The sequence below is a fragment of the Halolamina rubra genome (assembly GCF_000739555.1).
GTDB classification, from domain to species: domain Archaea; phylum Halobacteriota; class Halobacteria; order Halobacteriales; family Haloferacaceae; genus Halolamina; species Halolamina rubra.
The window spans coordinates 37,314-62,063 of the sequence record NZ_BBJN01000018.1 but is presented as its reverse complement, the minus strand read 5'-3'; the positions used below and the strand labels follow the sequence as shown (position 1 = coordinate 62,063).

At 62.4% G+C, this 24,750-nt stretch carries 20 protein-coding genes; 13 read left to right on the top strand and 7 right to left on the bottom strand.

The window, feature by feature from the left end:
* Positions 1-61: 61 nt before the first annotated feature.
* Positions 62-1,744 (top strand): aldehyde ferredoxin oxidoreductase family protein, encoded by a 1,683-nt coding sequence (locus ACP95_RS05270; protein WP_049980201.1) that lies wholly within the window; start codon positions 62-64, stop codon positions 1,742-1,744.
* A gap of 241 nt (positions 1,745-1,985) precedes the next feature.
* Here the strand turns inward: ACP95_RS05270 and ACP95_RS15245 are convergent, their stop codons facing one another.
* From ACP95_RS15245 to ACP95_RS15235, 3 genes are all read right to left on the bottom strand, one after another.
* Positions 1,986-2,762, bottom strand: coding sequence for a carbon-nitrogen hydrolase family protein (locus ACP95_RS15245; RefSeq protein ID WP_082224586.1), 777 nt, complete (start codon positions 2,760-2,762; stop codon positions 1,986-1,988).
* A gap of 222 nt (positions 2,763-2,984) precedes the next feature.
* Positions 2,985-4,313, bottom strand: coding sequence for an aspartate aminotransferase family protein (locus tag ACP95_RS15240; protein WP_082224585.1), 1,329 nt, complete (start codon positions 4,311-4,313; stop codon positions 2,985-2,987).
* Between the two features lie 315 nt (positions 4,314-4,628).
* Positions 4,629-5,219 carry a helix-turn-helix domain-containing protein gene (locus tag ACP95_RS15235; protein WP_161782055.1) on the bottom strand — a complete coding sequence of 197 codons (591 nt, stop codon included), beginning with the start codon at positions 5,217-5,219 and terminating at the stop codon, positions 4,629-4,631.
* Between the two features lie 220 nt (positions 5,220-5,439).
* Here ACP95_RS15235 and ACP95_RS05250 point away from each other — a divergent pair, with 220 nt between their 5' ends.
* From ACP95_RS05250 to ACP95_RS05210, 9 genes are all read left to right on the top strand, one after another.
* Complete coding sequence (locus tag ACP95_RS05250; protein ID WP_161782054.1) at positions 5,440-7,203, top strand: ABC transporter substrate-binding protein; 1,764 nt, start codon at positions 5,440-5,442, stop codon at positions 7,201-7,203.
* A gap of 11 nt (positions 7,204-7,214) precedes the next feature.
* Positions 7,215-8,174, top strand: coding sequence for an ABC transporter permease (locus ACP95_RS05245; RefSeq protein WP_202593781.1), 960 nt, complete (start codon positions 7,215-7,217; stop codon positions 8,172-8,174).
* A gap of 2 nt (positions 8,175-8,176) precedes the next feature.
* Entirely contained in the window at positions 8,177-9,085 is a 909-nt protein-coding gene (locus ACP95_RS05240; protein WP_082224582.1) for an ABC transporter permease, read from the top strand.
* Positions 9,085-10,221, top strand: coding sequence for an ABC transporter ATP-binding protein (locus ACP95_RS05235; RefSeq protein WP_082224587.1), 1,137 nt, complete (start codon positions 9,085-9,087; stop codon positions 10,219-10,221). The genes ACP95_RS05240 and ACP95_RS05235 overlap by 1 nt, the downstream gene beginning before the upstream one ends.
* Positions 10,218-11,348, top strand: a complete 1,131-nt coding sequence (locus ACP95_RS05230; protein WP_049980195.1) for an ABC transporter ATP-binding protein — start codon at positions 10,218-10,220, stop codon at positions 11,346-11,348. The genes ACP95_RS05235 and ACP95_RS05230 overlap by 4 nt, the downstream gene beginning before the upstream one ends.
* A 309-nt stretch (positions 11,349-11,657) precedes the next feature.
* Positions 11,658-12,599: an ImmA/IrrE family metallo-endopeptidase gene (locus tag ACP95_RS05225; protein WP_049980194.1), complete on the top strand. Its 942-nt coding sequence runs from the start codon at positions 11,658-11,660 to the stop codon at positions 12,597-12,599.
* Positions 12,600-12,751: 152 nt separating this feature from the next.
* Positions 12,752-13,147, top strand: a complete 396-nt coding sequence (locus tag ACP95_RS05220) for a DUF7567 family protein (protein ID WP_049980193.1) — start codon at positions 12,752-12,754, stop codon at positions 13,145-13,147.
* Positions 13,148-13,344: 197 nt separating this feature from the next.
* The gene (locus ACP95_RS05215) at positions 13,345-13,983 is read left to right on the top strand and encodes a hypothetical protein (protein WP_049980192.1); all 639 of its coding nucleotides are present in this window, start codon (positions 13,345-13,347) and stop codon (positions 13,981-13,983) included.
* On the top strand, positions 13,980-15,269 hold the full coding sequence (locus ACP95_RS05210; RefSeq protein ID WP_049980191.1) for a hypothetical protein: 1,290 nt from the start codon (positions 13,980-13,982) through the stop codon (positions 15,267-15,269). Before ACP95_RS05215 ends, ACP95_RS05210 begins: the two co-directional genes overlap by 4 nt.
* Positions 15,270-15,308: 39 nt before the next feature.
* Here the strand turns inward: ACP95_RS05210 and ACP95_RS05205 are convergent, their stop codons facing one another.
* The 4 genes from ACP95_RS05205 to ACP95_RS05190 all read right to left on the bottom strand — a co-directional run bounded on the left by ACP95_RS05205 (position 15,309) and on the right by ACP95_RS05190 (position 19,964).
* Positions 15,309-16,364 carry a phosphotransacetylase family protein gene (locus ACP95_RS05205; protein ID WP_049980190.1) on the bottom strand — a complete coding sequence of 352 codons (1,056 nt, stop codon included), beginning with the start codon at positions 16,362-16,364 and terminating at the stop codon, positions 15,309-15,311.
* The gene (acs, locus tag ACP95_RS05200; RefSeq protein ID WP_049980189.1) at positions 16,361-18,466 is read right to left on the bottom strand and encodes an acetate--CoA ligase alpha subunit; all 2,106 of its coding nucleotides are present in this window, start codon (positions 18,464-18,466) and stop codon (positions 16,361-16,363) included. Before acs ends, ACP95_RS05205 begins: the two co-directional genes overlap by 4 nt.
* Positions 18,467-18,543: 77 nt before the next feature.
* Positions 18,544-19,302 carry a DUF3307 domain-containing protein gene (locus ACP95_RS05195; RefSeq protein ID WP_049980188.1) on the bottom strand — a complete coding sequence of 253 codons (759 nt, stop codon included), beginning with the start codon at positions 19,300-19,302 and terminating at the stop codon, positions 18,544-18,546.
* Entirely contained in the window at positions 19,299-19,964 is a 666-nt protein-coding gene (locus ACP95_RS05190) for a SatD family protein (RefSeq protein WP_049980187.1), read from the bottom strand. The genes ACP95_RS05195 and ACP95_RS05190 overlap by 4 nt, the downstream gene beginning before the upstream one ends.
* Positions 19,965-20,286: 322 nt before the next feature.
* Here ACP95_RS05190 and ACP95_RS05185 point away from each other — a divergent pair, with 322 nt between their 5' ends.
* From ACP95_RS05185 to ACP95_RS05175, 3 genes are all read left to right on the top strand, one after another.
* Positions 20,287-22,356, top strand: coding sequence for a heavy metal translocating P-type ATPase (locus tag ACP95_RS05185; protein ID WP_049980186.1), 2,070 nt, complete (start codon positions 20,287-20,289; stop codon positions 22,354-22,356).
* A gap of 393 nt (positions 22,357-22,749) precedes the next feature.
* Positions 22,750-23,223, top strand: a complete 474-nt coding sequence (locus ACP95_RS05180) for a hypothetical protein (RefSeq protein WP_154018448.1) — start codon at positions 22,750-22,752, stop codon at positions 23,221-23,223.
* A complete protein-coding gene (locus ACP95_RS05175) occupies positions 23,223-24,704 on the top strand; it encodes a sodium:solute symporter family transporter (protein WP_049980184.1) in 1,482 nt (493 codons plus the stop codon). The genes ACP95_RS05180 and ACP95_RS05175 overlap by 1 nt, the downstream gene beginning before the upstream one ends.
* Positions 24,705-24,750: the final 46 nt, after the last annotated feature.

Here is a 24,750-nt window from a genome sequence, read left to right as displayed (position 1 = left end):
TTTTTACCCCAGATATAGACATAGGCCAATATTTAACATCTATTGGGCTGAGAATTGTTTTATGTTACACAATAAGGGCCCCCTTCTGACAATCAACCTTAGTGAGCGGACAACGGCAGAAAGTGAAATCAAGGAAATCAATCAACGGTACGTTGGCGGTCGCGGTGTCGGGACTCGGCTGGCACACAAGCGGATCCCCTTTGATGCGGACCCACTGGGAGCGGAGAATCGACTGGTGTTTACCACCGGTCCGATGCAGGCGTCGACGATGAGTTTCACCGGTCGAATGAATGTGACCGGCGTCTCACCCCTGACAGACGGCCTGATCTCTAGTAACGCCGGCGGGTTCATGTCTCGAAACTTCGCCGACACGGGCTATGGTGCCGTCGAAATCACTGGCAAGAGCGACGACTTGGTTGCCGTTCATGTCCGCGACGACGGCGTCGAGTTCGAAGCAGTGCCCAATCTGGAAAGTGCGACTGTCTCGGAGACAGTCGAGTATCTGGAGGAGGACCGCAGCGTTACCCCGGACCAGACAGCCGTCATCGGGCCAGCGGGTGAGAATCAGGTCCGGTTTGCTTCCATCATGACTTCCGAGGAACGAGCATTCGGTCGTGGCGGTCTTGGCGCGGTGTTGGGGGCAAAGAATGTGAAGGCGCTCACGGTCGGCGGCGATTCGGTTGCCGAAATCGAGATTCCCTCAACCCAGATGGAAATCCACCGGGAGGCCGCCACTGACGACCACATCATGAAGCGGCAGGGCACCGTCGCCGTGATGGACCTCGCCAATGAGGTCGAAGGGCTGCCCTCCTACTACTTCTCCGAACAGCAGTTCGACGGCGTCGAGGGGATCAACGGCGCGGCCGTCGAGGAGAAAAAGTACAAGAAGGGTACCTGCTCGCAGTGTGCCTTCGCCTGCAAACTCCCGACGAAGGACGAGGAAGCAGGCGTCGAGACCGAGGGACCGGAGTTCGAGGTCGCAATGGCGTTCGGCTCGAACTCGGGCGTCAACGACATCGTCGAGGTGATGAAGTCCAACACACTCTGTGACCAGTTCGGACTGGACGCCATCTCCGCTGGCAATACTGTCGCGGCCTATCTGGCGGCCAACGACGAGTTCGGGAACGTCGACCGTATCCACGACTTGATTGAGAAAATCGCCTACCGCGAGGGTGACGGCGACCTCCTAGCGGAAGGAATTGACCGAATTCACAACGAATTGGGCGTGGAGAACTGGTCGGTCAAGGGGATGGACTTCGCGGCTCACGAGGGACGAGTGCTCAATGGGCAGGGGCTCTCCTACGCGGTCGCGAACCGCGGCGCCGACCACATGTACGCGACCTTCTACTCGGTGGAGTACCCCCTTGTCGACGAGGAGGACGCGGTCGACCCCCTGGGTACTCTCGGGAAGGCTGACGAGCTGGTCCACCGCGAGAACCTGATGGCACTCAACGACGCTGGCGTTGTCTGCAAGTTCTCGCGGGACTACATGACTCCGAAGCGGTACGAGTCCTTATTTGGCGCCGACTTCGAGGAGCTACTGGCCGTCGGTGACCGCATCGTCACGCTCGAACGCCACTTCAACAACCAGCGCGGGTTCGACCGTGCGGACGATGATGCCCTCCCCTACGATCTCCCGAATTTCCAGCAGGCGTTAGATGAGTACTACGACGAACGCGGCTGGGAGGACGGCGTCGTACCTGACAACGCCCTCCCTGGCGACTGCCAATCAGTCAGCGCCTGATTGAGACTGGTAAAAGCTGTTACGGACCAAATGGCGGAAATCGGAACCCAAGTTTGCTACTGGGATTTCATCCACCGTTCCAAGCAGCCCTGACTCAAGACGTTCGCAGGTCTTTCGGATGCGATCATGATTACCCTTGAGGGTCGCGTAAGTCACGGCACCAGATCGGACAGGTAATTTCGGCTATTATGAACCTGCTTTTCAGTCACTTCAACTGCCTAAGGGCTAATCAGAACCCTGATTAATTTTCATACAGTGTTGGACGTCTGTCGTTGATGTACTGCAGTGTGTCTGCACCTTCGGCAGTTAGTTCGATTGTTCCTGTTAGTTCTATTGGGATATCCTCTCCCGCTGAGACAACGGGTTGCCCACGCTCGTCGTAGATAGCGCTCGCACCGAAGAACTCAACTCCTTGTTCCTTGCCGATACGGTTGCAGACGACATGTGGTCGGATATTTTCCAGCGCCCGTGCGGCCCCGTAGATTTGCTGGTCGGATTGAAACGGACGCATATTAGCTAACGGGGTCACGAGCACCTCAGCACCTGCTAGGGTCAACTGTCGGGATACCTCTGGGAACTCGATATCGTAACAGACTTGCACACCAAGATTCCCTGCGGTCGTCTCGAATACTGGAAGTGACGTCCCTGATTCGAACACCGATTCCTCGTCACCGTAGAGGTGAGTCTTATGGTAAGTGCCAAAGACTTCCCCCTCGTCGATTACAACCGCTGAGTTACGGTATTCCCCATCCAATTCGACCGGTGTACCGATGACGACGGTCGTTTCGCTAGTGGCCGCAGCGAGGCGATCAACCGCATCGGCGGCTGAACCAACAATTGCCGCTATATCGAACTCGTCAATATGATACCCGGAGAGGAACAGTTCGGGCAGGACTAGGAGGTCAACTCCATCAGCTTCGGCCTCCTCTATTGCTGTCTTGGCTATACCTACATTATATTCGACGTTGCCCAATTCTGGGCGACGCTGAACAGCTCGGACCGTTATTTCCTGACTCATCGTCTCACAACTAGTCTACTCAACGTTGGTACCAAAATACCTCGTCCACCGATCGTAATTTCCAGGGGAGCGAGCTAGGGCCATCTTCGATAAACCGCTCGATCTCTGGCAACCGGTCAAGGACTTCACCACGACCATCGTCCGAAAACGGGTGATCGATGAAATGAATCCGTAGGTGTTCAAATTCGTCCTTTGATTTCTGGAATGATATTCACATTCAAACTAGACATCGGCCTCTTCGGCGATAGCATCTTCCAGTGCCTTCATTGTCCTTTCGAGTTGATCACGAGAAATAGATAGAGGTGGCTGGAACCGCATGACATTGTTGTAGAAGCCACCAACACCCATGATTATATTAGCATCCTTACGTAATCTCTTGGCCACCGCTTTGGCAAGGTCTTGATCGGGTGCAGGTGCGACCTCCATCGGACCTGGCTGCTCCGGATCGACTATTTCGACCCCTTGCATCAGGCCGAGACCTCGAGTGTCACCGACCACATCATAGTCTTCTTCGAGCTCGGCCAGCCTGTCACCAAGCCAGTTCCCGTGTTCATGAGACTGTTCGATGAGGCCGTCCTGAAGCTGGTCGATAGTTGCTAGCGCGGCTGCACAGGCCACCGGGTTACCACCGAATGTTGAAAGATGATCACCTGATTCGAATGCGTTCGCAATTTCCTCACTGGCGGTGAAACTCCCTAATGGAAGACCGTTGGCGATTCCTTTGGCTTGCGACATTATGTCGGGCTCGACATCGAAGTGGTCGAGGGCCCACATTTCGCCAGTGCGGCCAAAGCCGGTCTGGACTTCATCGACGATGAGCAGTCCGTCATGCTCATGGGTAATCTCTTCGACCCGCTTCAGCCACCCCTCAGATGGGACGATAATTCCTCCCTCACCCATCACAGGTTCGATGATTACCGCCGCTAAATCGCCGGCAGTGTGGGTCTCGATAACTTGTTCAAGCTGGTTGGCACACTCGGCCGTGCAAGTGTCACCGTCACAGCGCGGACAACGGTATCCATAGGGTGCAGTCGTGTGAGCAACGTCGTTGATGGTCGGCCCCATCTCGTTCTTGTAGGCCTTATTCCCGGTGAGCGCGAGTGACCCCAAGGTGCGACCATGGAACCCCATTTCTAAGGCAACGACTTCCTTGCTCTCTGTGTACTTGCGGGCCAGTTTCACAGCTCCTTCGACCGACTCTGTCCCCGAATTAGCAAAGAACGACTTTTGGAGGTCACCAGGTGTTATTTTTGCAAGTCGCTCACCGAGATCCGCTGCTGGTTGATGGGGATGAAGATAAGTACAACCGTGAACGAATTCGTCAAGTTGCTCTTTGGCTGCTTCAATAACAGACTCGTTACGGTGCCCTGCGTTCGTTACGGAAATGCCTGAGAATACGTCGAGATACTCGTTCCCTTCGAAATCTTCGACAGTACAGCCCTCTGCCCGTTTAATTGGCACGTTCAAACTCTTCCAAATGGGCATCAGATACTCGTCATACTGATCCGTGATTTCTGCGTTCGTACCTTGTAATGTGTATTCGTGGGACATGGTCGTTGCCGACACTATACGGACATAATCCTGTGACTTAACTGTTTCTCTAAATATTCTCCGAATAAACAGAGATTACACGGACTTACTTCAATAAATTGTGTGCAGTCGACGGTCCGAAATTCGAGCAGACTTTCTTAGGCCGGAACTATATCATCTACTACCTACGCGTGGGCGCTCGGCTAACAGCCCGATGTGGTGTTTGTGACAAATTCCATACGGATTCAACCAACTGGACGGTTGATCGAAGGAATAGAGGGGGACCTGGCAGGTACGCTCCTGGTATGCGGCCACCATTTGGGAGACAGATAGCGACTACGACTGGGACTGCGACTCCAACTCGTGAACGTTATGCAGATCCTCCGACCCCCCGAATATCCGCTGACCGACCTCATGGAGAATGACTTCCTCAGCCTTGTCCAAATGTTCCCAGACGGTCGTATGATGGCGATTGAGTTGGTCCGCGACATCCTCGACGGTTACCTCGCTCTCGTGTTCGTAGAAGCCACATTTGAGTGCGGTCTCGAACGCCTGCTTCTGGCTGTCGGTGAGCTGTGCGAACAATGTCTCGTAACCGTGGAGTTTATTGCTGCTGATGGTGCCGATATCGACGCTTCGGTAGTTGACGATATCGTTGCCGTGGGACTCGATATCATTGGTGAGGCCATTTACTTCCGATTCGTCGTCGGTGTAGACGATCCAGTGTTCGACACCATGTTTCACGACGACGGTACTGTTCTGGTAACACCCGTGTTCCATCACCAGTTCCGCAATACTCGGTCCGTTGTGGTACCGGATGGTCGCAGAGTAGAACACTGGGTTAGTTTCAAGATTCGAGACCCGGTTGAAGGCCCTCACTTTCTCATGATCACGAAACGTCTCAGCGAACGCTTGAACGGCTTCCATCGGTCCGCTAAGACCGAGGAGTCGCTTATTGACTTTTTCGCCTATCTGTGATTTTGAAACGTTACGCAGCTCTACTTCAGGATACTGACTGCTAGTCTCGGTAACTGGACAGCCATTGTGTCGAATACCGATTTCGATTTCACGCATGGCCTTGTGGGGGTATCCAATATATTTGGCCACAAGTACTTGTGTGTTACACCCTCGCATTTCATCAGACCGTATGTTAGACAATAACGATCTCGAAGGGCCGAAAATCGATCGTCGCACATCTCTCAAACTGCTGAGTGCGGCGGGATTCAGCGGCGTGAGTGCGGGGCTGGCCGGGTGCACAGGTGAAAGCGAACCGGACGAAACGGAGGGGGATTCACCGTCTCAAGGTTCGACCGATTCGCCGACACCACCCGAGAGCGGTGGGGGGGAAATTACGGCAGCGTGGCTTGTGAACCAGATCCCCCGATTGGATCCGCACATGGTGAACAAGGGTGTCCAGATGCAGATTATGTCGAACCTGTTCAACGGACTCCTCAAGATAAACACAAACAGAGAAATCGTCGGCGACGCGGCGAGTGATTGGACCATCTCGGACGACGGGACGACCTACGAGTTCACCATCCGCGAAGGGATCACGTTCCACAACGGCGACACACTGGACGCGGAGATGTGCAAGGCCTCCATCGATCGCGTCCGTGAGATGGAGGAATCCCCCCACGGCGGAAAGGTAGCGATGGTCGAGTCTGTCGAGGCACCCGATTCAACAACACTGGTCATCACCCTCGAACGGGCGACAGCGCCGTTCCTGTCCTTCATGACGGTGGTCCCCGGTCGTGCTGGAGCCATCGTCAACGTGGACGCCGTCGAGGAGATGGGAGACGACGAGTACACCCGGATGCCGGTTGGAAGCGGTCCGTTCGAGCTCACCGAACGTGACACGGGGACCTCGCTGACACTGGAGAAGTTCGACGACTACTGGGAGACGGATGAGGAGGGCAACCAGCTTCCCTACCTCGATCAGGTTACGATCGAACTCATCCCGGAGCCGTCGACACTGTGGACTGCAGTCAAGACGGGGTCCGCCCAGTTCGCTAGTAAAATCCCGGGGCAGTTCGCCGACCAGGCTCGATCCGCTTCGAACATCCAGCTCCGACAAACATCCCCCGGAAACTGGAAGGGGCTCTCACTCCTTGCGAACAATCCGGCTGAGGACCCATACAACAAATGGGCCGAGTGGGTAAGCGGAGAGGAAGAATTCGCCGGTGCTGACACGTGGGGAGGGAAGGAGATCCCGACAGAAAATCCAAAGGTCAGACGGGCCATCGCAAAAGCCATTGATCGGGAAGCACTGATCGAAAAGGCATACTTCGGGCTGGGTGTTCCGGCGCATTGGCTGTTCAACCCCCTGATGTTCGTCTACGAAGAGAACCCTGAACCGGGGCAGTATTACGACCCCGAGGGTGCGAAGGAACTCCTCGACGAGGCGGGCTACACGGGCGATCCACGTTTCGAGATGCGCATCCTGGGCACACCCGACGACGAGCGGGGCCTGACAGTGATCCAGTCACAGCTTAGTGAGGTCGGCATCGAGGCGGAACTCGACATTCAGCAGTCCTCCTCATACTGGACCACTATCTACGAGTACGACCACATGGCCTCCATGTACGGTGGGGCGACAGCAGTTGACCCATACGCCGACTGGTACAAACAGCTCCACACGCCGGTACCACCGGAGGAGGGTGTCGGCGGCACTTGGCAGAAAGGCCTCTACAGCAACGAAGAATTCGACGAAATCATGGAGGAGGACTTCAGGACTGCTGATCGGGACAAACGTGAAGAGTTGATAAAGGAAGGAATGGAGATATTCGTCGAGGACGCCCCCTATGCGATGACGGTGTTCCCACAGGTAGGGAAACCACAGGGTGGTGGACTCAAGAACGTCGGTATCCAGGTCGGGATGAGTAACTTCCACCGCGCCTACGTTGAGGACTGAGACCCTCCACAATGGGAATGCGTAGATATATTGCAAAACGTGTCGGGCACGCCGCCCTCGTCATCTACTTTGTTGCAACCGTCGTGTTCATCGCGGTCCGGTCCATCCCGGGCGACCCCGCCCGGTTAATGCTCGGGGGCGATGCACCACCGGAAGCAATCGAGGCGTTGCGGCAAGAACTCCGCCTAGACGAACCGGTGTACATCCAGTACTTCTACTGGATGCGGGACATTCTCTTCGGTGATTTAGGGGAGTCCATTTTCAACAACCAACCGGTACTGGATCTGCTCATTGGGGTCGCAGGTCCAACGCTGAGTATTGGCCTCGTCGGCATGGCGATAGCGTTCCTCATCGCAATCCCTGCCGGCATTGTCAGCGCTACCAGACGCTATCAGGTTGAGGATTACCTTGCGACGCTGTTTTCCTTTATCGGTATCAGCGTCCCGGGTTTTTTCATTGGGATTCTCCTGATACTGGTGTTCGCCAACCGATTTGAGTTCCTTCCAGCGTTCGGTTATGTCAAACCACAGGAAGGATTGGTCACGTGGTTCAGCCACGTCATCTTGCCAGCGCTGGCTGTTGGTGTACCATACGGCGGAATTATCATGAGGATGACTCGTTCTTCAATGCTGGAAGTGTTGAACGAGGATTACATGCGTACTGCCCGTTCGAAAGGACTGAGCCCCCGATTAGTGCTTTACAAGCACGGGCTACAGAACGCCCTAATCCCTGTCGTGACGGTCTCGGGCATCCTGTTCGCGGTGTTGCTCGGCGGAGTTGTTTCCGTTGAGATCGTTTTCGGTATCCGGGGGATGGGGCGGCTCCTCATCAACTCGATCAATCGCCGGGACTTTCCGGTCATACAGGGTGGTGTAATCCTCATTTCCATCGTGTTCGTGTTCATGAACCTTCTCGTTGACCTCGTCTACACCATGATCAATCCGAAAATCAAGTACGGAGGGGGTGAGTAACTGTGTCGACTTCCCTCAGTGATATTGTCAAGACCGATCGGGCCCGTATTTTCGGGATCCGGACGGACCTGATCGAACAGTTCGTTGACACGCTCCAACAAGATCTTAAAGCCAAGGTCGGACTGGTGATCGTCTCGGTGTTCATCCTTGCGGCTATCTTCGCCCCGGAGCTGACTCCCTATGACCCAATGGCACAGGAGTACGGCGTGTTTCAGCCACCAACGCTGTCGGGAGCGCACCCGCTCGGGACCGACTCGTACGGCCGTGATATCCTCTCACGTGTGATGTATGGCGCCCGCATCAGTCTGGCCGTCGGACTAGGGGCGGTCCTGTTTGGCGGCTTTTTCGGCGTCCTCATCGGATTGCTCTCGGGATACTACGGCGGGTGGATCGATGACGTGCTAATGCGGGCCGTCGACGTGATGTGGGCGTTCCCGTGGCTGCTGATCGCCATTATGCTGGTGGCCATCTTCGGCCAGGGGTTCTGGAACGTCATCTTCGCGGTGGGGTTCGCCTACATCGACGACTTCGCCCGCATCACCCGCGGAGAAGTACTCTCAGTCCGAGAGGAGGAGTATATCCTCGCGGCGGAGAACGTCGGGCTGTCGGACTTCGAGATCATCTTCGAGGAGACGTTCCCCAACACTGTAGCGCCTATCATCGTCCAGTTCACCGTCCTCGTCGCGCGGGCGATGCTCGCTGAATCGACGCTCTCGTTCCTCGGACTGGGGGTCAAGCCGACGACGCCGACCTGGGGGGCGATGCTCGGCCAGGGCCGCACGTTCCTCACACAAGCTCCCTGGATATCCATCATCCCAGGCATACTGATCATGATCACGGTGCTAGGGATCAACCTGTTCGGGGACGCGCTTCGAGACGCGTTCGACGTCAAGGAAGGTGATGAAGCGTGATCGAATCGACTGATCCGCTGCTGCGCGTACGGAACCTCAGGACGTCGTTCGACACGGACCGCGGCGTCGTCTCGGCGGTCGACGGTATCTCCTTCGACATCAAGCCGGGAGAGGTATACGGAGTGGTCGGCGAATCCGGCTCCGGCAAGTCGGTCACTGCCCTCTCGATCATGGGGCTGATCGACAGCCCGGGAGTCGTAGAGGCAGACGCCATCGAGTTCCGGGGCGAGGATATCTCGGGCTATTCCGACGCTGAGATGCGGGATATCCGTGGCGGAAACATCTCGATGGTGTTCCAGGATCCGATGAACAGCCTCAACCCGGTGATGACCGTCGGCGAACAGATCGCCGAGGTTGTGCGCCATCACACACCTGTCGGTGAGTCTGCGGGGTTCTGGCGAGAACTTTCCCGAAAGTACGTCACCGGTACCGACAAGGAAAGCGATTCCTGGCAGCGAGCAGTGGAACTGCTTGATACCGTCGGGATTCCCGATCCAAAGGAGCGCGCCACCGAGTACCCCCACCAACTCTCCGGCGGGATGCGCCAGCGCGTCGTCATAGCGCAGGCCCTGGCTGGCGATCCGGATCTCATCATCGCCGATGAACCGACCACTGCGCTCGACGTGAGCGTCGAGGCACAGATCCTCAACGAACTCCTCGAACTCGCCGACGAATTCGACGTTTCCGTACTGCTCATCACCCACGACCTGGCGGTTATCCGCGAAACATGTGACCGCGTCGCCGTCATGTACGCGGGTGAACTAATGGAGACATCCAATGTCCAGGAACTGTTCAACAACCCACAGCATCCTTACACAAGGGGGCTGTTGCAGTCCATCCCACGCATCACAGATGACCGCGAGTGGCTCGATGTTATCGAGGGCAACGTCCCGGATCTCATCAACAAACCGGAGGGCTGTCCGTTCCAGCAACGCTGCAACTACTCATTCGACATGTGCGACAAACCCCTCGAACGACATAGGGTATCAGACGACCATATTGCTCGCTGTCATCTCCACAGCCCAGAGGTCGACACGGCGGCACACGACTTCGACACCGAAGCAACTGGAGACCGTTCCATCACGAGCGGAGACAGCGGCATCATTGCTGACGGGAATGGGGGTGACGATCTATGACGGTCTCCGAGGAGGTCGAAGAACCGGGACGTATCCCGGACGATCCACTACTCCGTGCAGAGGGAGTTGAAAAGTACTTCGAGTCGAACACGGGCTTGATCGATTCGGTGTTCGGCAATGAGGAGTACGTCAAGGCAGTCGATGGGGTAGATATCGCCATCGGACAGGAAGAGACAGTCGGCCTCGTCGGCGAGTCCGGCTGTGGGAAGTCAACGCTCGGTCGCACACTCTCACGACTCTACGAGCCCACCGGCGGGACGATCAACTTCGGTGACAAGGACGTAACCGACATCTCCGGGAGCGAACTCCGCTCGCTTCGCAAGGAGGTCCAGGTCATCTTCCAAGACCCGCTCTCCTCGCTGAACCCACGGAAGACGACCCGCGAAATAATCGGCAAACCGTTAGAGGTACACGATCTGGCAAGCGGGCAGGAGAAGCGCGAGCGCGTCGAGGAGCTGCTGGAAGAGGTCGGGCTGCGGGCTTCCCACGCCGACCGCTACCCCCACGAGTTCTCTGGGGGCCAACGCCAGCGCATCGGCATTGCCCGCGCGCTGGCGGTCGAGCCAGAGCTCATTATCGCCGACGAGCCAGTTAGTGCGCTGGACGTGAGCGTTCAAGCCCAGATCATCAACCTCATGAAACGGCTTCAGGACGAGTACGGCCTCTCGTACCTATTCATCGCCCACGATCTCTCCGTCGTGAAACATATCGCCGACCGCGTGGCCGTGATGTACCTCGGTCACATCGTCGAGAAGGGACCGACATCGGCTATCTTCAAGAATCCGCAGCACCCTTACACCCGGGCGCTACTCCGTTCGATTCCCAGCGTTGAGGGGACGAAGGGTAAGCGTGAAGTGCTACTGGAGGGGAACCCGCCAAGTCCTCTGAACCCGCCGTCAGGCTGTCCATTCCATACCCGCTGCCCAGAGTACATGGGTGAAGAGTGCGAGGCCGAGACACCGACCCTCAAGTCGGTCGTCGATGCACCCGGTGAGATTGGGCCGCCCGATGGAACCCCCATCGACGTGACCGGGGACACTTCCAAGGCCGAGCATACGGTCGCCTGCCACTGGCTTGAGGAGGACGCTGAGGAACGCCGCAGCAACGACCCGCTCACGGGCGACTAAATCGGCGCCGTCGTCCCTTCCAGCCTCCAGATTTTTTCTCCGGGTGCTCTCGATATTCATCCTGAGTGACGACCATCTACCGAGAGCACCCCCGAGTACGACGATTTGTTGGTTCAGTGGCCTCTGGTGATGACCGGAGCATCCGTGCTGCCCACCCCTCGGATTCCCTCGAGTACCTCGTCTCGGTCGGCTTCGCGGACGAACGCCACGAGCTCCGCTTACCGACAGAGCTGGTTTTTTGAACGCCCCAGAGGGGTGCGGCGCGTTCTAGACGGACAGAGCCGCCGCAAACTTGATTCGGTGATTCCGATGGCGACACCCAGCGACACGTCGGTCTCCTTCGACGAGACCGACACACGATCTGACGAGATGCACAGGACGATCGAACAGTGGGTTGACGATCTCGTCCTCGACGTCGACGACGCGCAGGCGAGCGACGAGTTTCAGGAGTGGCTCGACGTCCAGAGCCGGTTCCACGACTACTCCTACCGGAACACGCTCCTCATCAAGCGCCAGTGTCCCGAGGCGACGAAGGTGGCGGGCTACCGGACGTGGCAGGAGGAGTTCGACCGCCACGTCATGGAGGGCGAGTCGGCCATCTGGATCTGGGCGCCGATCATCACCAGCCAGTGTCCCGAGTGTGAGAACTCGCCGAGCTACCACGACGACAGCGACTGTACGTACGACGAGACGCCGCCCGAGGAGTGGTCCGAGGGGCTGGTCGGGTTCAGGCCCGCGCCGGTGTTCGACGTCTCCAAGACGGAGGGGGAGCCGCTCCCAGAGCTGGATCGGGCGGCGACTGGCGATGCCGAGGAGCTCGTCCCGCGGCTCCTGGCGATCGCGGACGCCATCGGCGTCACGGCGACGGTGGTTTCCGAAGCGGAGTGGCAGCACGGCGAGGCGAAGGGAGTCTGTGAACGGTTGAGTCTGTTCGAGTGCCAGCCGCTCGTCGAAGTGCGTGATCGGGCGAACGACGCCGATCTCGCCCGGACGCTCATCCATGAGTACGCACACGCCCTGCTCCACTTCGACGTCGACGACGACACCGAACGGTCGAAGCGCGAGGTCGAAGCAGAGGCCGTCGCGTACGTCGTCGGGCGGTACTGCGGGCTCGACACCAGTGGCTCGGCGTTCTACCTGGCCGCCTGGGAGTCGGACGATCCCGAGGTGGTGCGTGATCGGTTGGGGCGAATCAGCCGGACGGCACAGGAGCTCATCGACGCGTTGGCGGACCAACCAGCCGACAATTAACCAACACTAGTGCGGTTTCACCCTCGATTGTTGGTTAACTGCTTCAGTGCCTCGGGAGCTTTTCCCTTCGATTTCCCGAGCCAGGTTCAGCGTCATGAGTGTTTCTCACCGGCCTGAGTGGGTGGCCCGGCTCGAAACGGGCTGATTTACCGATGAGCCTGGAAGTCATCGACCGACACAGTGAGGCACTGTTCGAGTTCCTCTGGTGTCCCGTCTGTGGACACGAGGTGTTCAGCCACATCCCCTTCGAAGGGGTGTTCTGCCGGAACTGCAACACACAGGTCGAACTCAAAGCGTCGCGGGAGGACCGGGGCTACGAGGATGCTGTCCTGGCCTGCTTCGACACGCAGACGACGTGGAACCTTCACGTCGACGAGAAACTGCGTCGTGACCTGCCTGACGGATCGGCGCGAGTGAAGATCCTCGGCGCCCCCGGCGCCTACACCGTCGACTGGTGGAGCCCCGAACCGGGGGAGGCGTGGGAACCAGTCGAACGTGGTGCGTTCGACGACGTCGACGAGCCCGAGGCAGTCGCCCATCTGGCCTGAAAAACACGGAATTCCCCTTTTTTGGAGTCGATAGCCGGTTCCCCACCTGGCAACTCGTGGGGGTGGCGTCGTCGGTTGCCGTGTCGTGGCCGGCCACTTCGAGGGGAGTATCGACGTTCGTCAGTAAGGTCGTGGCACCGAGACCTGCTCAACCGACCACCGGTTTCTTGTTCGTCTGCGGAGATTGCTGAGTCACGATGGCCCCGCCCTCCACCCCCTCCCGCCGAGCGCTGCTGGCCGGCGTCGGCGCCGGAATCGCGACCGGACTCGCCGGCTGTAGCGGCAGCGAGACTAGTACCAGCGAGTACCCGCCCGACGAGGACTCGCTCGTCACCGACTACACCGCCGCGATCGCGCGGTCGAGCACCGACCGGCCGCCGATCACGCACAGGCCGACCGAAGCCGATGGGGACGGCGACAACGACGACGCCTCATCGACGCCAAACCCGGTTTCCAACAGCGTCCTCGAGAGCGAGGACGACGCGTCGGAACTCGTGTTCGCCGAGCACGCGACGAACGTCGACGCCGCTCGGCGACTCGTCGCGGAGACGGCGTACGACAGCGAATCCGTGTTCGTCTACCAGCGACCGATCGGCGAGTGTTACGAACTGGAGGTGAACTACGTCACCAGAGACGCCGACGGCGATCCGAGCGTCCAGCTATGTCGGGTGATCCGTGACGCCGAGGTCGACTGCGAGCGCAACGCTCGGGATCACGTCGCCGTCGCCGTGCGGCTCCCGTTCCCCGCCGACGAGTACAGCGGGTTCAGTATCGGCAGCGGTGGGAGTTGTGACCCGATCCCCGAGGAGTCCCGCAACGGGAGTGAGTCCGCATGAGTCGGCAGACCCGCCGCTCGCTGCTCGCCGCCGTCGGCACCGCGCTCACCGGCGCGCTCGCGGGCTGTGGCGACCTCGATCCGTTCTCGGAGGAGACGCCCGTCGAGTACGACGACGACGCCATCGCCGCCCTCGCCGGCGACATCCCCGAGATCCCGCCCCCGGTCCCGGTCCAGCCGACCGACGAACACGTCGAGACGGCTCGTGAGCGGATCCAGACGCTGCTCGACGGCACGGACCTCTCCCGGATCCCGAACGCCGTCGTCCGCGACGTGCTTGCTCGGGAGCGCGAGGCCGCCCGGGGCGCCCTTTCGGCGGATGACGACGGCGAGCCTCCGATCCGCGTACTCCCGAGCCTCACCCACCCGCGCGGAGAGGCGATGTTCGTCGACGCCGGCCTCGCCGCGTTCGACGACGAACTCACGGAAGCTGCGGTCGAGTCGCGCCGCGAGCGCCACCACCGCGACGCCGCGTCGTTCCTCGACGACTACTCACACGTCGGTCCCGCTGGCGATCCCGTGGCCGCGTTCGCCGAACACGCCCGGATCACCGACTGGGCCCGGGCCGGCGCCCGACTCACCGAACCGGCGTCGCATCACGAGTACGAGAACACCGTCCTGCACGTCGCCGAACTCGCCCAGCGCCTCGAGTGGGGGCGCGCGTACGCCGCCGACGCCCGGCATCTGCACGATCACTACGTGTCGACGCTGGACGACCGACGGGACTACGAGGAGCGGTTCGCCAGCGTCGCAGCGACGCTCGTCGACGATGTCGAAGCACACGCATCTCCGCCCGACTGGGAGGAGTTGACCAGCGATTTCGAGCGTAACGTGTCCGACACCCCCGCCGAGCGACTGCTCGAGGAGCTCGCCCGCAGCCGGTGGATCGGCGCCCAGGGCGCCGTCGAACACCATGAGGACGGGCACGACGTCGGCGCCATACTCCCAGCGATGCGTGCCCTCGCGGCCGATAGCGCGTTCGCCGACGCCCGGGAGGCCGTCTCGGACGGCGCGTACAGCGTGCCCGAGTCGGTCGATCCGATCGAGGCCGAACGTGCGGCCGCCGTCAAGGAGCTCCGTTCGCTGGTCGACACCGATCCCGCGTTGCTCGCCCGCCGTCTCGCGCAGTACGCGTACTACCCGATTCGGAACGCCGACCGGTCGGCCACGGAGGGCGGGATTGCCGCTGACGGGCGCGACCTCTACGCGCAGTATGCCGTGGCGAACCGCTTTGCGACCGCCGCGCCCGCGGTCGTCGAGCGTGTCGGCAGTGCGCTCCGGGGGTGAGTTCCCGACCCAGTCCTCGAACGGAGAAAACCCGACGCCTCAGTCCAGCAGCGCGTCCACGTCGGCGTGCTGGTGGAGCAGCTCCTGCATCGTCTCGACGGTCGCCTCGTCGCGCACGCGGCCGCCGTGGATCAGCGACTCGATGCGCTCGATCGTCGTGATCGTGTCCGTCTGGACCGTCACCACGGGCATCCCCTGCTCCTCGGCCTCGCCGAGGATCGCCCCGGACGGTCGGTGCCCGCCCGTGAGCACGAGACAGTTGACCCCCGGCGCGTCGAGCGCCGCCGCCTGCACGTCCGCGCGGTCGCCGCCCGTGATGACCGCGGCGTCCTTCGTCCGGCGGAAGTGGCTCAGCGCGCTCTCGCCAGTCATCGCGCCGACGAGCACCCGCTCGATCAGGGCGTCCGTCGGCGCACCAGTGTGCGACTGCGCGCCGAGCTCCTTCGTCAGGTCCGCGACCGTGACGCCGGCCATCGAGCGCTCCCAGGGGAGGACGCCCAGCACGGGCACGTCGCGGGACTCGAGGAACGGGACCACCTCGGTCTCGACCTCGTCGTAGGCGGCGCTGGTGACGGCGTTGAACACGACGCCGCGACAGCGGTCGCCCAGCGCTTCGGCGGCCGCGAGGATGCCGTCCACGTCGCCGGGCTCCTGGTAGCGGGCGACGAGCACCGCGTCGGTCTCCAGCAGGTCGGCGATGTCGCCGTCCGTGAGGTCGACGACGGCGCCGGTCGCGGGGTCGCCGGCGCCCTCGAGGATCATCGTCTCCTTCCCCTCGGCGAGGCCGTCGTACGCGTCGCGAACGCGCTCACGGAGCGCCGTGGTGTCCTCCTCGCCGCGGATGGCGCCCGAGATGAACGTCGGCGAGTAGACGACGGGCTCCATCTCGTGCATCTCGGCGTCGAGGCCGAGCAGCTCCCGCGCGAGCATCGGGTCGGCGTCGAGCGTCTTGCCGACGTTGCTCTGCAGGCGGGTGCCCTTGGGTTTCATGTAGCCGACCGTCGCGCCGCGGTCCGCGGCGAGGCGCGCGAGCGCGAGCGTGACGGCGGTCTTGCCGGTGCCTTCGTCTGTCGAGGTTACGAGTAGCGAGTTCATAGCTGGTCTGGGTCGATGGTCAGTCGTACGTCGAGCGCCTGCACGCCGTCTTCGGTGGCGAGCAGCGGGTTCACGTCGAGTTCGAGGATGGCGTCGAAGTCTGTCACGAGTTGGCTCAGCCGCTGGATGGCCTCCTCGACGGCCGCCTCGTCCGCCGAGGGCCGGCCGCGGGCGCCGCGGAGCAGCGGCGCCGAGTCGAGTTCGTCCACCATCTCGCCCGCCTCGCGCCCGGAGACCGGGGCGATGCGGACACTCGTGTCCTCGAGCACCTCGACGAAGATGCCGCCGAGGCCGAACAACAGCAGGGGGCCGAACTGCGGGTCGCGGTTCATCCCGAGGATGGTCTCCGTGCCGGCGTCGACGTCGACCATCTCCTGCACCTGGACGCCGAGGATGCTCGCGTCCGGCTGGTAGTTCCGGGCGCGCGTCATCAGCGTCTCGTAAGTCTCGGCCACGTCGTCCTGGGCGACGCCGACGGCGACGCCGCCGATGTCGGACTTGTGGAGGATGTCCGGGCTGACGATCTTCATCACCACGTCGCCCTCGATGTTGGAGGCGGCCCAGACGGCCTCCGACGGGTCGTCCACGAGTTCTGAGTCGGGGGTCGGCAGGCCGTAGGCGTCCAGCAGCCCCATCGCCTCGACGCCGAGCCGTCTCGCGCCGCGGTCGGCGGCGTCAGTGAGGATCTCGTGGGCGCGCTCCCGGTCCACGTCGAACGAGGTGGGTTCCTCGTAGCTCCGGGCCTCCACGTCACGCTGGACCGACAGCGCGTCGAGGCTGCTCACCGCGCGGGCCGGGTCGAAGTAGTTGGGGATACCCGCCTCGCCGAGCACGTCGGCCGCGGGTTCGGCCCGCTCGCCGCCCATCAGGCACGCGACGACGGGCTTGTCGTGTTCGATTCGCCGCTCGGCGATGACGGCGGCGAGCTCCTCGTAGTCGACGATCGCCGTGGGCGCCGAGATGACGATCGCGCAGCCGACCTCGTCGTCGGCGAGCACGGCGTCGAGCGCCGTCTCGAAGCGCTCGATGTCGGCGTCGCCGATCACGTCGACCGGGTTGTAGATGTTCGCCTCCTCGGGCATCGACGCCTCGAGCGTCGACAGCGTCTCGTCGGTGAACGACGCCATCGAGAGCCCGGAGTCGCCGACGGCGTCGGTCGCCATCACGCCCGGGCCGCCCGCGTTGGTTACGATCCCCACCTCGTCGCTGTCGGGCATCGGGAGCCCGTCGAGCGAGCGGGCGTAGTCGAACAGCTCCTGGACGTTCTCCGCGCGGACGACGCCCGCCTGCTCGAACGCCGCCTCGTAGGCCTCCTCGCTGCCGGCGATGGTGCCAGTGTGCGAGGAGGCGGCGTCGGCGCCGGCCTCGGTCCGCCCGGACTTGACGACGACGACCGGCGTGTCCTGCGTGACTTCCCGCGCCGTGTCGATGAACGTCCGGCCGTCGGCGACGCCCTCGAGGTAGCCGAGGATCACGTTCGTCTCGGGGTCGTCCCGCCAGTGGGTGAGGAAGTCCGACTCGTCGAGGACGGCCTTGTTGCCGAGCGAGACGACGTCTTTGAAGCCGATCCCCTGGTCGTTCGCCCAGTCCAGCACGGCCGTGATGAACGCGCCGGACTGACTCATGAACGACAGCGACCCCGGGAGCGCGTTCGACGGGCCGAACGTGGCGTTGAGCCCCGCCGGCGTCGAGAGCACCCCCAGCGAGTTCGGGCCGACCAGGTTGAGGTCGTACTCCGCGGCGACCGCCCGGAGCTCCTGTTCGCGCTGTGCGCCCTCCGAGCCGGTCTCGCTGAACCCGGCCGTGATCACGACGACGTTCCGGACGCCCGCCTCGCCGGCCTCCCGGACGGCGTCGACGGCGATCGGCGGCGGCACGACGACCACCGCGAGATCGACGGGGTCCGGGACCGAGGCCACGTCCGGGTAGCACTCCCGCCCGAACACGCTGTCGCGACTCGGGTTCACCGGGACCACGTCGCCCGTGAAGTCGCCGAGGTTCTGGATGATGGCGGCGCCGATCGAGCCCTCGCGCTCCGTCGCCCCGATCACGGCGACGCGCTCGGGCGCGAACAGGCCACCTGTGTCTGCCTCCTCGTTCACGTCGATAGCGTCGCACCGTCGGCGCTTAAAACCGGCCCCGGGGTCTCACTGGGTGGGAGGCGGCGCAGGCTGCCGCCTCAGACCAGCACCGACACGGCGCCGGCCAACGCGATGGCCACGAGCACGCTCGAGAGCGTGCCGACGAGGAAGTACTCCGCGAACGCCTGCTGCTTGAGTTCCTCGAACCGCGCGATCGACTTCGCCGCCACGACGAGTCCGACCGACCCCCAGAGGCCAGCCACGCCGAGGAAGAGGATGACCCACCGCTCGAGGCTCCCGATGAGCGACCCCGCCTCCAGTTCGTCCTCCGAGTTGGGCGCCGGGTCCGGATCCGGGAGCACGCCCCGGACGATGGCGTTCCCGCCGTCGTGGGCGAACACGAACGCCGCGAGGTACACCGCCCCGGTGGTCACCTGCGCCCAGGGGAGTGTGGCCAGCCCACCGACGCCAGCCAGCACCGGCGTGAGCGTCCACGCCCCGGGATCGACCAAGGTCCACGCACCGAGGATGACGAGCAGGTGGGCCACCTGGTCGGCGAGGAACAGCCGCGCCGAACTCCCCGTTTGCTGTCGGAGCCGTGCCGAGACGGCGTCGATGGGGAGGTGCAGGACGCCGATCGCGACGACGGTGAGCGCCGAGCGAGTCGTCAAGAGGGGGAGGAAGGCGACCACGTGGACGACGAAGACGATGCCGACGTGGGTGAGCAGCGGCCGGACTCGGTGCTTGGCCGCCGCGAGTTCGTCCGTCTGGAAGGCGAAGTCGCCGAGGACGTGCCCCAGAAGGAGTAGCGCGAGGGCGGTTCCCGCGGGGCCGAGCCCGGTCAACCACCCGCTCATGCTGACTCACCTCCGGACCGGGTTGTCTGTAACAGCTCGCCCAGCGATGCCTCGGCGGTGCGGACCTCGTGGACGTGCCCGGCGCTGAGAGACTCGCTGACGGTCGACTTCGCGACGTCGTACCGCTCGGCGACGCCCTTCTGGGTTCCCTCCTCCGCGAGGGCCCGAGCGAACTGGGCCTGTCGATCCGTCCAGTCCTCACGGAGGCACTGGACCACGTCGAACATCGCGTTGACGTGGCTATCGCGGGCGCCCGACCAGCCGCCGACGCGGACCCACGCCTCCTCGGACTCGGCGTCGTTGATCGCCGCGCGGGCTCTGTGGAAGCACGGGCCGTCCATCCCGATCGCCTGCTCCGGGTTGAGCTCCGTGTCCAGTTCGCCCAGCCCGATCCCGAACCGGAGCTTGGCCGGGTGGAACCGGTCGCTGACCGAGACCACGGCGTCGACGGCGACGGCCGCGTCGGTCAGGAGGACCTGGAACTCGTCGCCCGTCGTGACGGTGAACTGTGAGGCGATGGCCTCCTCCGGGAGGTCGTCGTTGAGGGAGTTCACGACCTGTTTGAACTCCTGCTGTGCCTCGCTCCGGTCGGTCAACTCCCGAGAGCCGCGGATGTCGCCGATGACGGCCACGTACTCGGTGTCGTCGGGGTTCTCGGTCATGTGTTCGCCCCCGGTGCCGAACTGGGGTTGAGTTCGGTTTTTTCGGCGAACCAGTATCAAGATTGTGGCCGGTGGGGAGTTCGGTTGATAGACCGAACAGGGTTCGAGTTCGACGGTGATGACGAACTACTCACGGCCAAGTCCCGAACCGCAGTTGCCTCCATCTTGAAGCGCTCCCGGTGTCAATTGCTTGCTAATGGATGACGAGTCGGACAGGCAGGCCAACGGGGCTGACCATACGGATCACGATGAGGCTGCGGATAGTGGCCACGGAGAACACGAGGGACACGGCAGCCACGACGGCCACGAGGACAACGGCAACATGCACGAAGGCCACGAGCAGATGTTCCGTCGGCGATTCTTCGTCTCGACAGTCCTCTCGATCCCCGTCCTCCTCTACAGCGAAGCGCTGCAGGACTGGTTCGGCTTCTCCGTCCCCATGTTCCCGGGGAGTGAGTGGATCAACCCCGTGTTCGCCGTCGTCGTCTTCGCCTACGGTGGGGTGCCGTTCCTCCAGATGGCCGTTCCGGAGTTGAAAGACCGGTCACCGGGGATGATGACGCTCATCTCGATGGCGATCACCGTCGCGTTCGTCTACAGCCTCGCCACCGTCGTCTTCCCCGAGCAGTCGGCGTTCTTCTGGGAGCTCGTCACGCTGATCGACATCATGCTGCTCGGCCACTGGATCGAGATGCGGTCGGTGCGCCGTGCCTCCAGCGCCGTTGACGAGTTGGCGAAGCTGATGCCCGACACCGCCGAGCGTATTCGGGACGACGGCGAGACGGAGGAAGTCCCGGTCAGTGACCTCGCCGAGGGGGATCTCGTGCTCGTGCGACCGGGCGCGAGTGTCCCCGCCGACGGGACCGTCGAAGAGGGGGATTCGGCCGTCGAGGAGTCGATGATCACTGGCGAGTCGAAACCCGTCTCGAAAGAGCCCGGCGACGACGTCATCGGCGGCACGATCAACGGTGACGGGAGCCTCCGTGTCCGCGTCGGGGCGACAGGCGAGGAGACGACGCTCGCGGGCATCATGCGGCTGGTCGAGGAAGCCCAGCAGAGCAAGTCGAAGACGCAGGTGCTGGCCGACCGGGCGGCCGGCTGGCTGTTCTACGTCGCCGTCGGGGCGGCCGTCGTGACAGCCATCGCGTGGACGATCGCCGTCTCGTTCAACGCGACGGTGATCGAGCGCGTCGTCACCGTGCTCGTCATCGCCTGCCCGCACGCGCTCGGCCTCGCTATCCCGCTGGTCGTCGCGATCAACACGTCACTCGCCGCGCAGAACGGGATGCTCGTCCGCGACCGGATCGCGATGGAGGAGGCCCGGAACCTCGACGCGATCATCTTCGACAAGACGGGGACGCTCACGGAGGGCGAGCACGGCATCGTCGACATGGCGACCGTCGACGGCGTCGACGCCGACGAGGCACTCGCGCTCGCAGCGGCCGTCGAGAGCGACTCCGAACACATGATCGCGCGAGCGATCCGCGAAGCCGCCGACGAGCGGGGGCTCACCCCGCCTGAGGCGTCCGGGTTCGAGGCGATCAAGGGGCGGGGCGTCCGAGCGACCGTCGAGGGGGACGAGGTGTACGTCGGCGGGCCGAACCTGTTGACCCAACTCGATAGCGCGGTTCCCGATCACCTCCAGCGATTCGCCGACGACGCCGGCGAGAACGCCCAGACGGTCGTGTATCTGGTTCGCGAGGGCGAGCGAAACGGGGCCTCGAACAGTACGAGCGGCGAAGCCGCGAGCCAAGAGGGAGAACTCGTTGCCGCGTTCGCGATGGCCGACGTGATCCGCGAGGAGAGTTTCCGCGTCGTCGACGCCCTGCACGATCTGGGTATCGAGGTGGCGATGCTGACCGGCGACTCACGGGACGTCGCCGACGCCGTCGCCGACGAACTGGGCATCGACACGGTGTTCGCGGAGGTCCTCCCCGAGGACAAGGACAAGAAAGTGCAGGAGCTCCAGGACCAGGGGAAGCTCGTGGGGATGGTCGGCGACGGCGTCAACGACGCGCCGGCGCTGACGCGGGCCGACGTGGGTATCGCCATCGGGAGTGGGACCGACGTGGCCGTCCAGTCGGCCGACGTGATCCTCGTTCAGAACAACCCATTGGACGTGGTTCGGCTGGTGAAGCTGAGCAAGGCCAGCTACCGGAAGATGCAGGAGAACATCGTCTGGGCGGCCGGCTACAACGTGTTCGCGCTCCCGCTCGCAGCCGGTGTGTTGGCGCCGATCGGAATCCTGCTCTCGCCCGCTGTTGGTGCGCTGCTGATGTCGCTGAGTACGGTGATCGTGGCGATCAATGCGCAACTGCTTCGGCGCGTCGATCTGTCAATCCTCGAGATGTCGGGAACCGCATTATCGACGACGGCCGAATCTGCAGACTGACCCGTCCGGGAGCTAGCCACGTCGACGGAGGCACCGTGAATCAGACGGCGGATAGGGTAACAGAAGCGGTGCCATCGACAGCGTCAGCACCCCAGCGGGTCATCCCGCAGTTGCTGGGCGTCGTAGACCGGTTGGAGCAACCTGAGCTGTGTGTCCGACCATGGCGAGACCGCTCGCCCCTCGGGCGTTTTGAGGTGCCGATCGAAGTCGTTGGGGGTATTGTCGACGAAATGTTCGTCGTGGCGTTCGACGAGAGACGGGTTACTACTTATTTGGTTTCCTGATTGTAGCCAGCTGAAACCGCGGCGTATAGCCTTTGAACCTTCTATGACGGAATCCCTCTTGTATTATGGTTATATTTATGTACCTCTGATAATGTTGCTAGCTCGTATCATGGCAATCACCAACACGAAAGATCGGTTGATTGCGCTCGCGCTCGGGGTATTGATCGTGATGTTGGGGGCGATGCTCACAGGAGGGCAGATCGGGCAGATCCTGTTCTCCTACACGATTATCGCCTTCTTCGGCCTGTACGTTCTGATCGGGACACGCGGCCAGGCTAGCGACGTCGACGCGCAGCCGTTCCTGAAGTTGACAGGCGGGCTCGTCGCTCTTCTCGGCGTCCTGTTCGCCGCACTCTGGTACTTCCACTTCCAGAACCCGACGTACACGGACCCGGTGTACTGGCTCGGCCTGCCCCGTGCGACGGCGGTGCTCGTGTACGGCCTCTGGATGCCGCCAGCGCTGTACATGATGTTCGCGTACCCGTACCTGTTCGAAGAGTACATCTGGGACTCGAACGAGGCTGCCGAGTTCCGCGAAATGGAACGACGGGAAGCCCCCGGGGCAACTGGAGGTGACGACTGATGGCGCTTGACCCACTCATCGTCGGCATCACCGTCCTGTATCTCTTGGCCGTCCTCGCTATCGGCGTCTGGGGGACGGCGGAGACGAAGAGCACCTCGGACTTCCTCATCAGCGGCAAGCGGTTCGGCACGTGGGCGGTCGCGTTCTCGGCGTTCGCGTCGATCATGAGCGGGTTCGGGTTCATCGGCGGCCCGGGGCTGTTCTACTCAGGGGGGTACGCCTTCCTCTGGATCGCGATCGTCGCCCCGCTCGCGTTCCCGATCTCGTGGTTCGTGCTCGGGAAGAAGATGCGGCTGTTGGCCGAAGTGCGTGACATCCTCACGATTCCCGACGCCGTCTACGCCCGCTACAACAGCGATACGGTGCGCGTCCTCACCGCAGTCTCGGTGCTACTGGGCGTCATCTCGTATCTCGCCGTCCAGCTGAAGGCGATGGGGTTCGTGCTTGGCGAAATTCTCGGGACGACCCAGCTCACGGCGGTGCTCATCGCGACCGCGATCATCGCGATCTACACCGTCGGTGGCGGGATGATCGCCGGCGTGATGACTGACCTCATCCAGGGCGGCGTGATGGTCGCCGGGAGCATCCTCGTGTTCTTCATCGCCCTCGACTGGGGTGGCGGCCTCGGCCAGATGAGCCGTGACATCGCCGTCAACGACCCGACGTTCGCGGGGGCGTTCGGGAGTTTCCCCGTGATGCTGGCGCTGTGCTGGTACTTCCTGTTCACGATCGGCAACTCCGGCCAGCCTCACATGGCGCACAAGCTGTACATGGTGCGTGACGTGAAACTCCTCAAGTGGGGCGCGCCCATCGCGGCGCTGTCGTACTTCGCGGCGTCGCTGATGATGCTCGGTATCGGCATCGGCGTCCGCGCCAGCGTCGAGACGGGCGCGCTGGACGCGCTGTCAAACCCCGACAACGCGGCGCCGTTCTTCCTGACCGAGTTCGTCTCACCGCTGCTGGCAGGGATCGTGTTCGCCGCGGCGCTCGGCGCCATCATGAGCACCAGCGACGCGTTCATCAACATCGGTGCGGCGAACCTCGCGCGTGACATCCCGGTCGGCCTCGGCATCGAGTACACCTCGGACAGCCAGGAGCTGTGGGCCCACCGCATCGGGAGCGCCGTCATCATCGTCGGATCGCTCGGACTCGCGTACTACGCGGAGATCCTCGTCGGCCTGCTCGGCGTCGTCGGCTGGGCGCTGTTCGCGAGCGCGCTCGTCCCGCTGCTGGGCATCGGCCTGAACTGGGACGGTGCGTCCCGCGAGGGCGCCATCGCCTCCGCCGTGGTGGCGCTCGGCTCCAACCTGGGGCTCGCTATCGCCGGCGAGTTCTACGGCTTCTCGCTGCCCAACAGCATCGTCATCGGCGCGTTCACGCTCGTGCTGGCGAGCATCACCCTCATCGCGGTGAGCTTCGTAACTGACTCACACGCGCGCGACGCGATCACTGAGGACATCCGCAAGGTGGTGTCCGTCTAGGCACGCTCGACTCCGCGACCTCAGGTCGCAGTCGATCTTTTTCGAC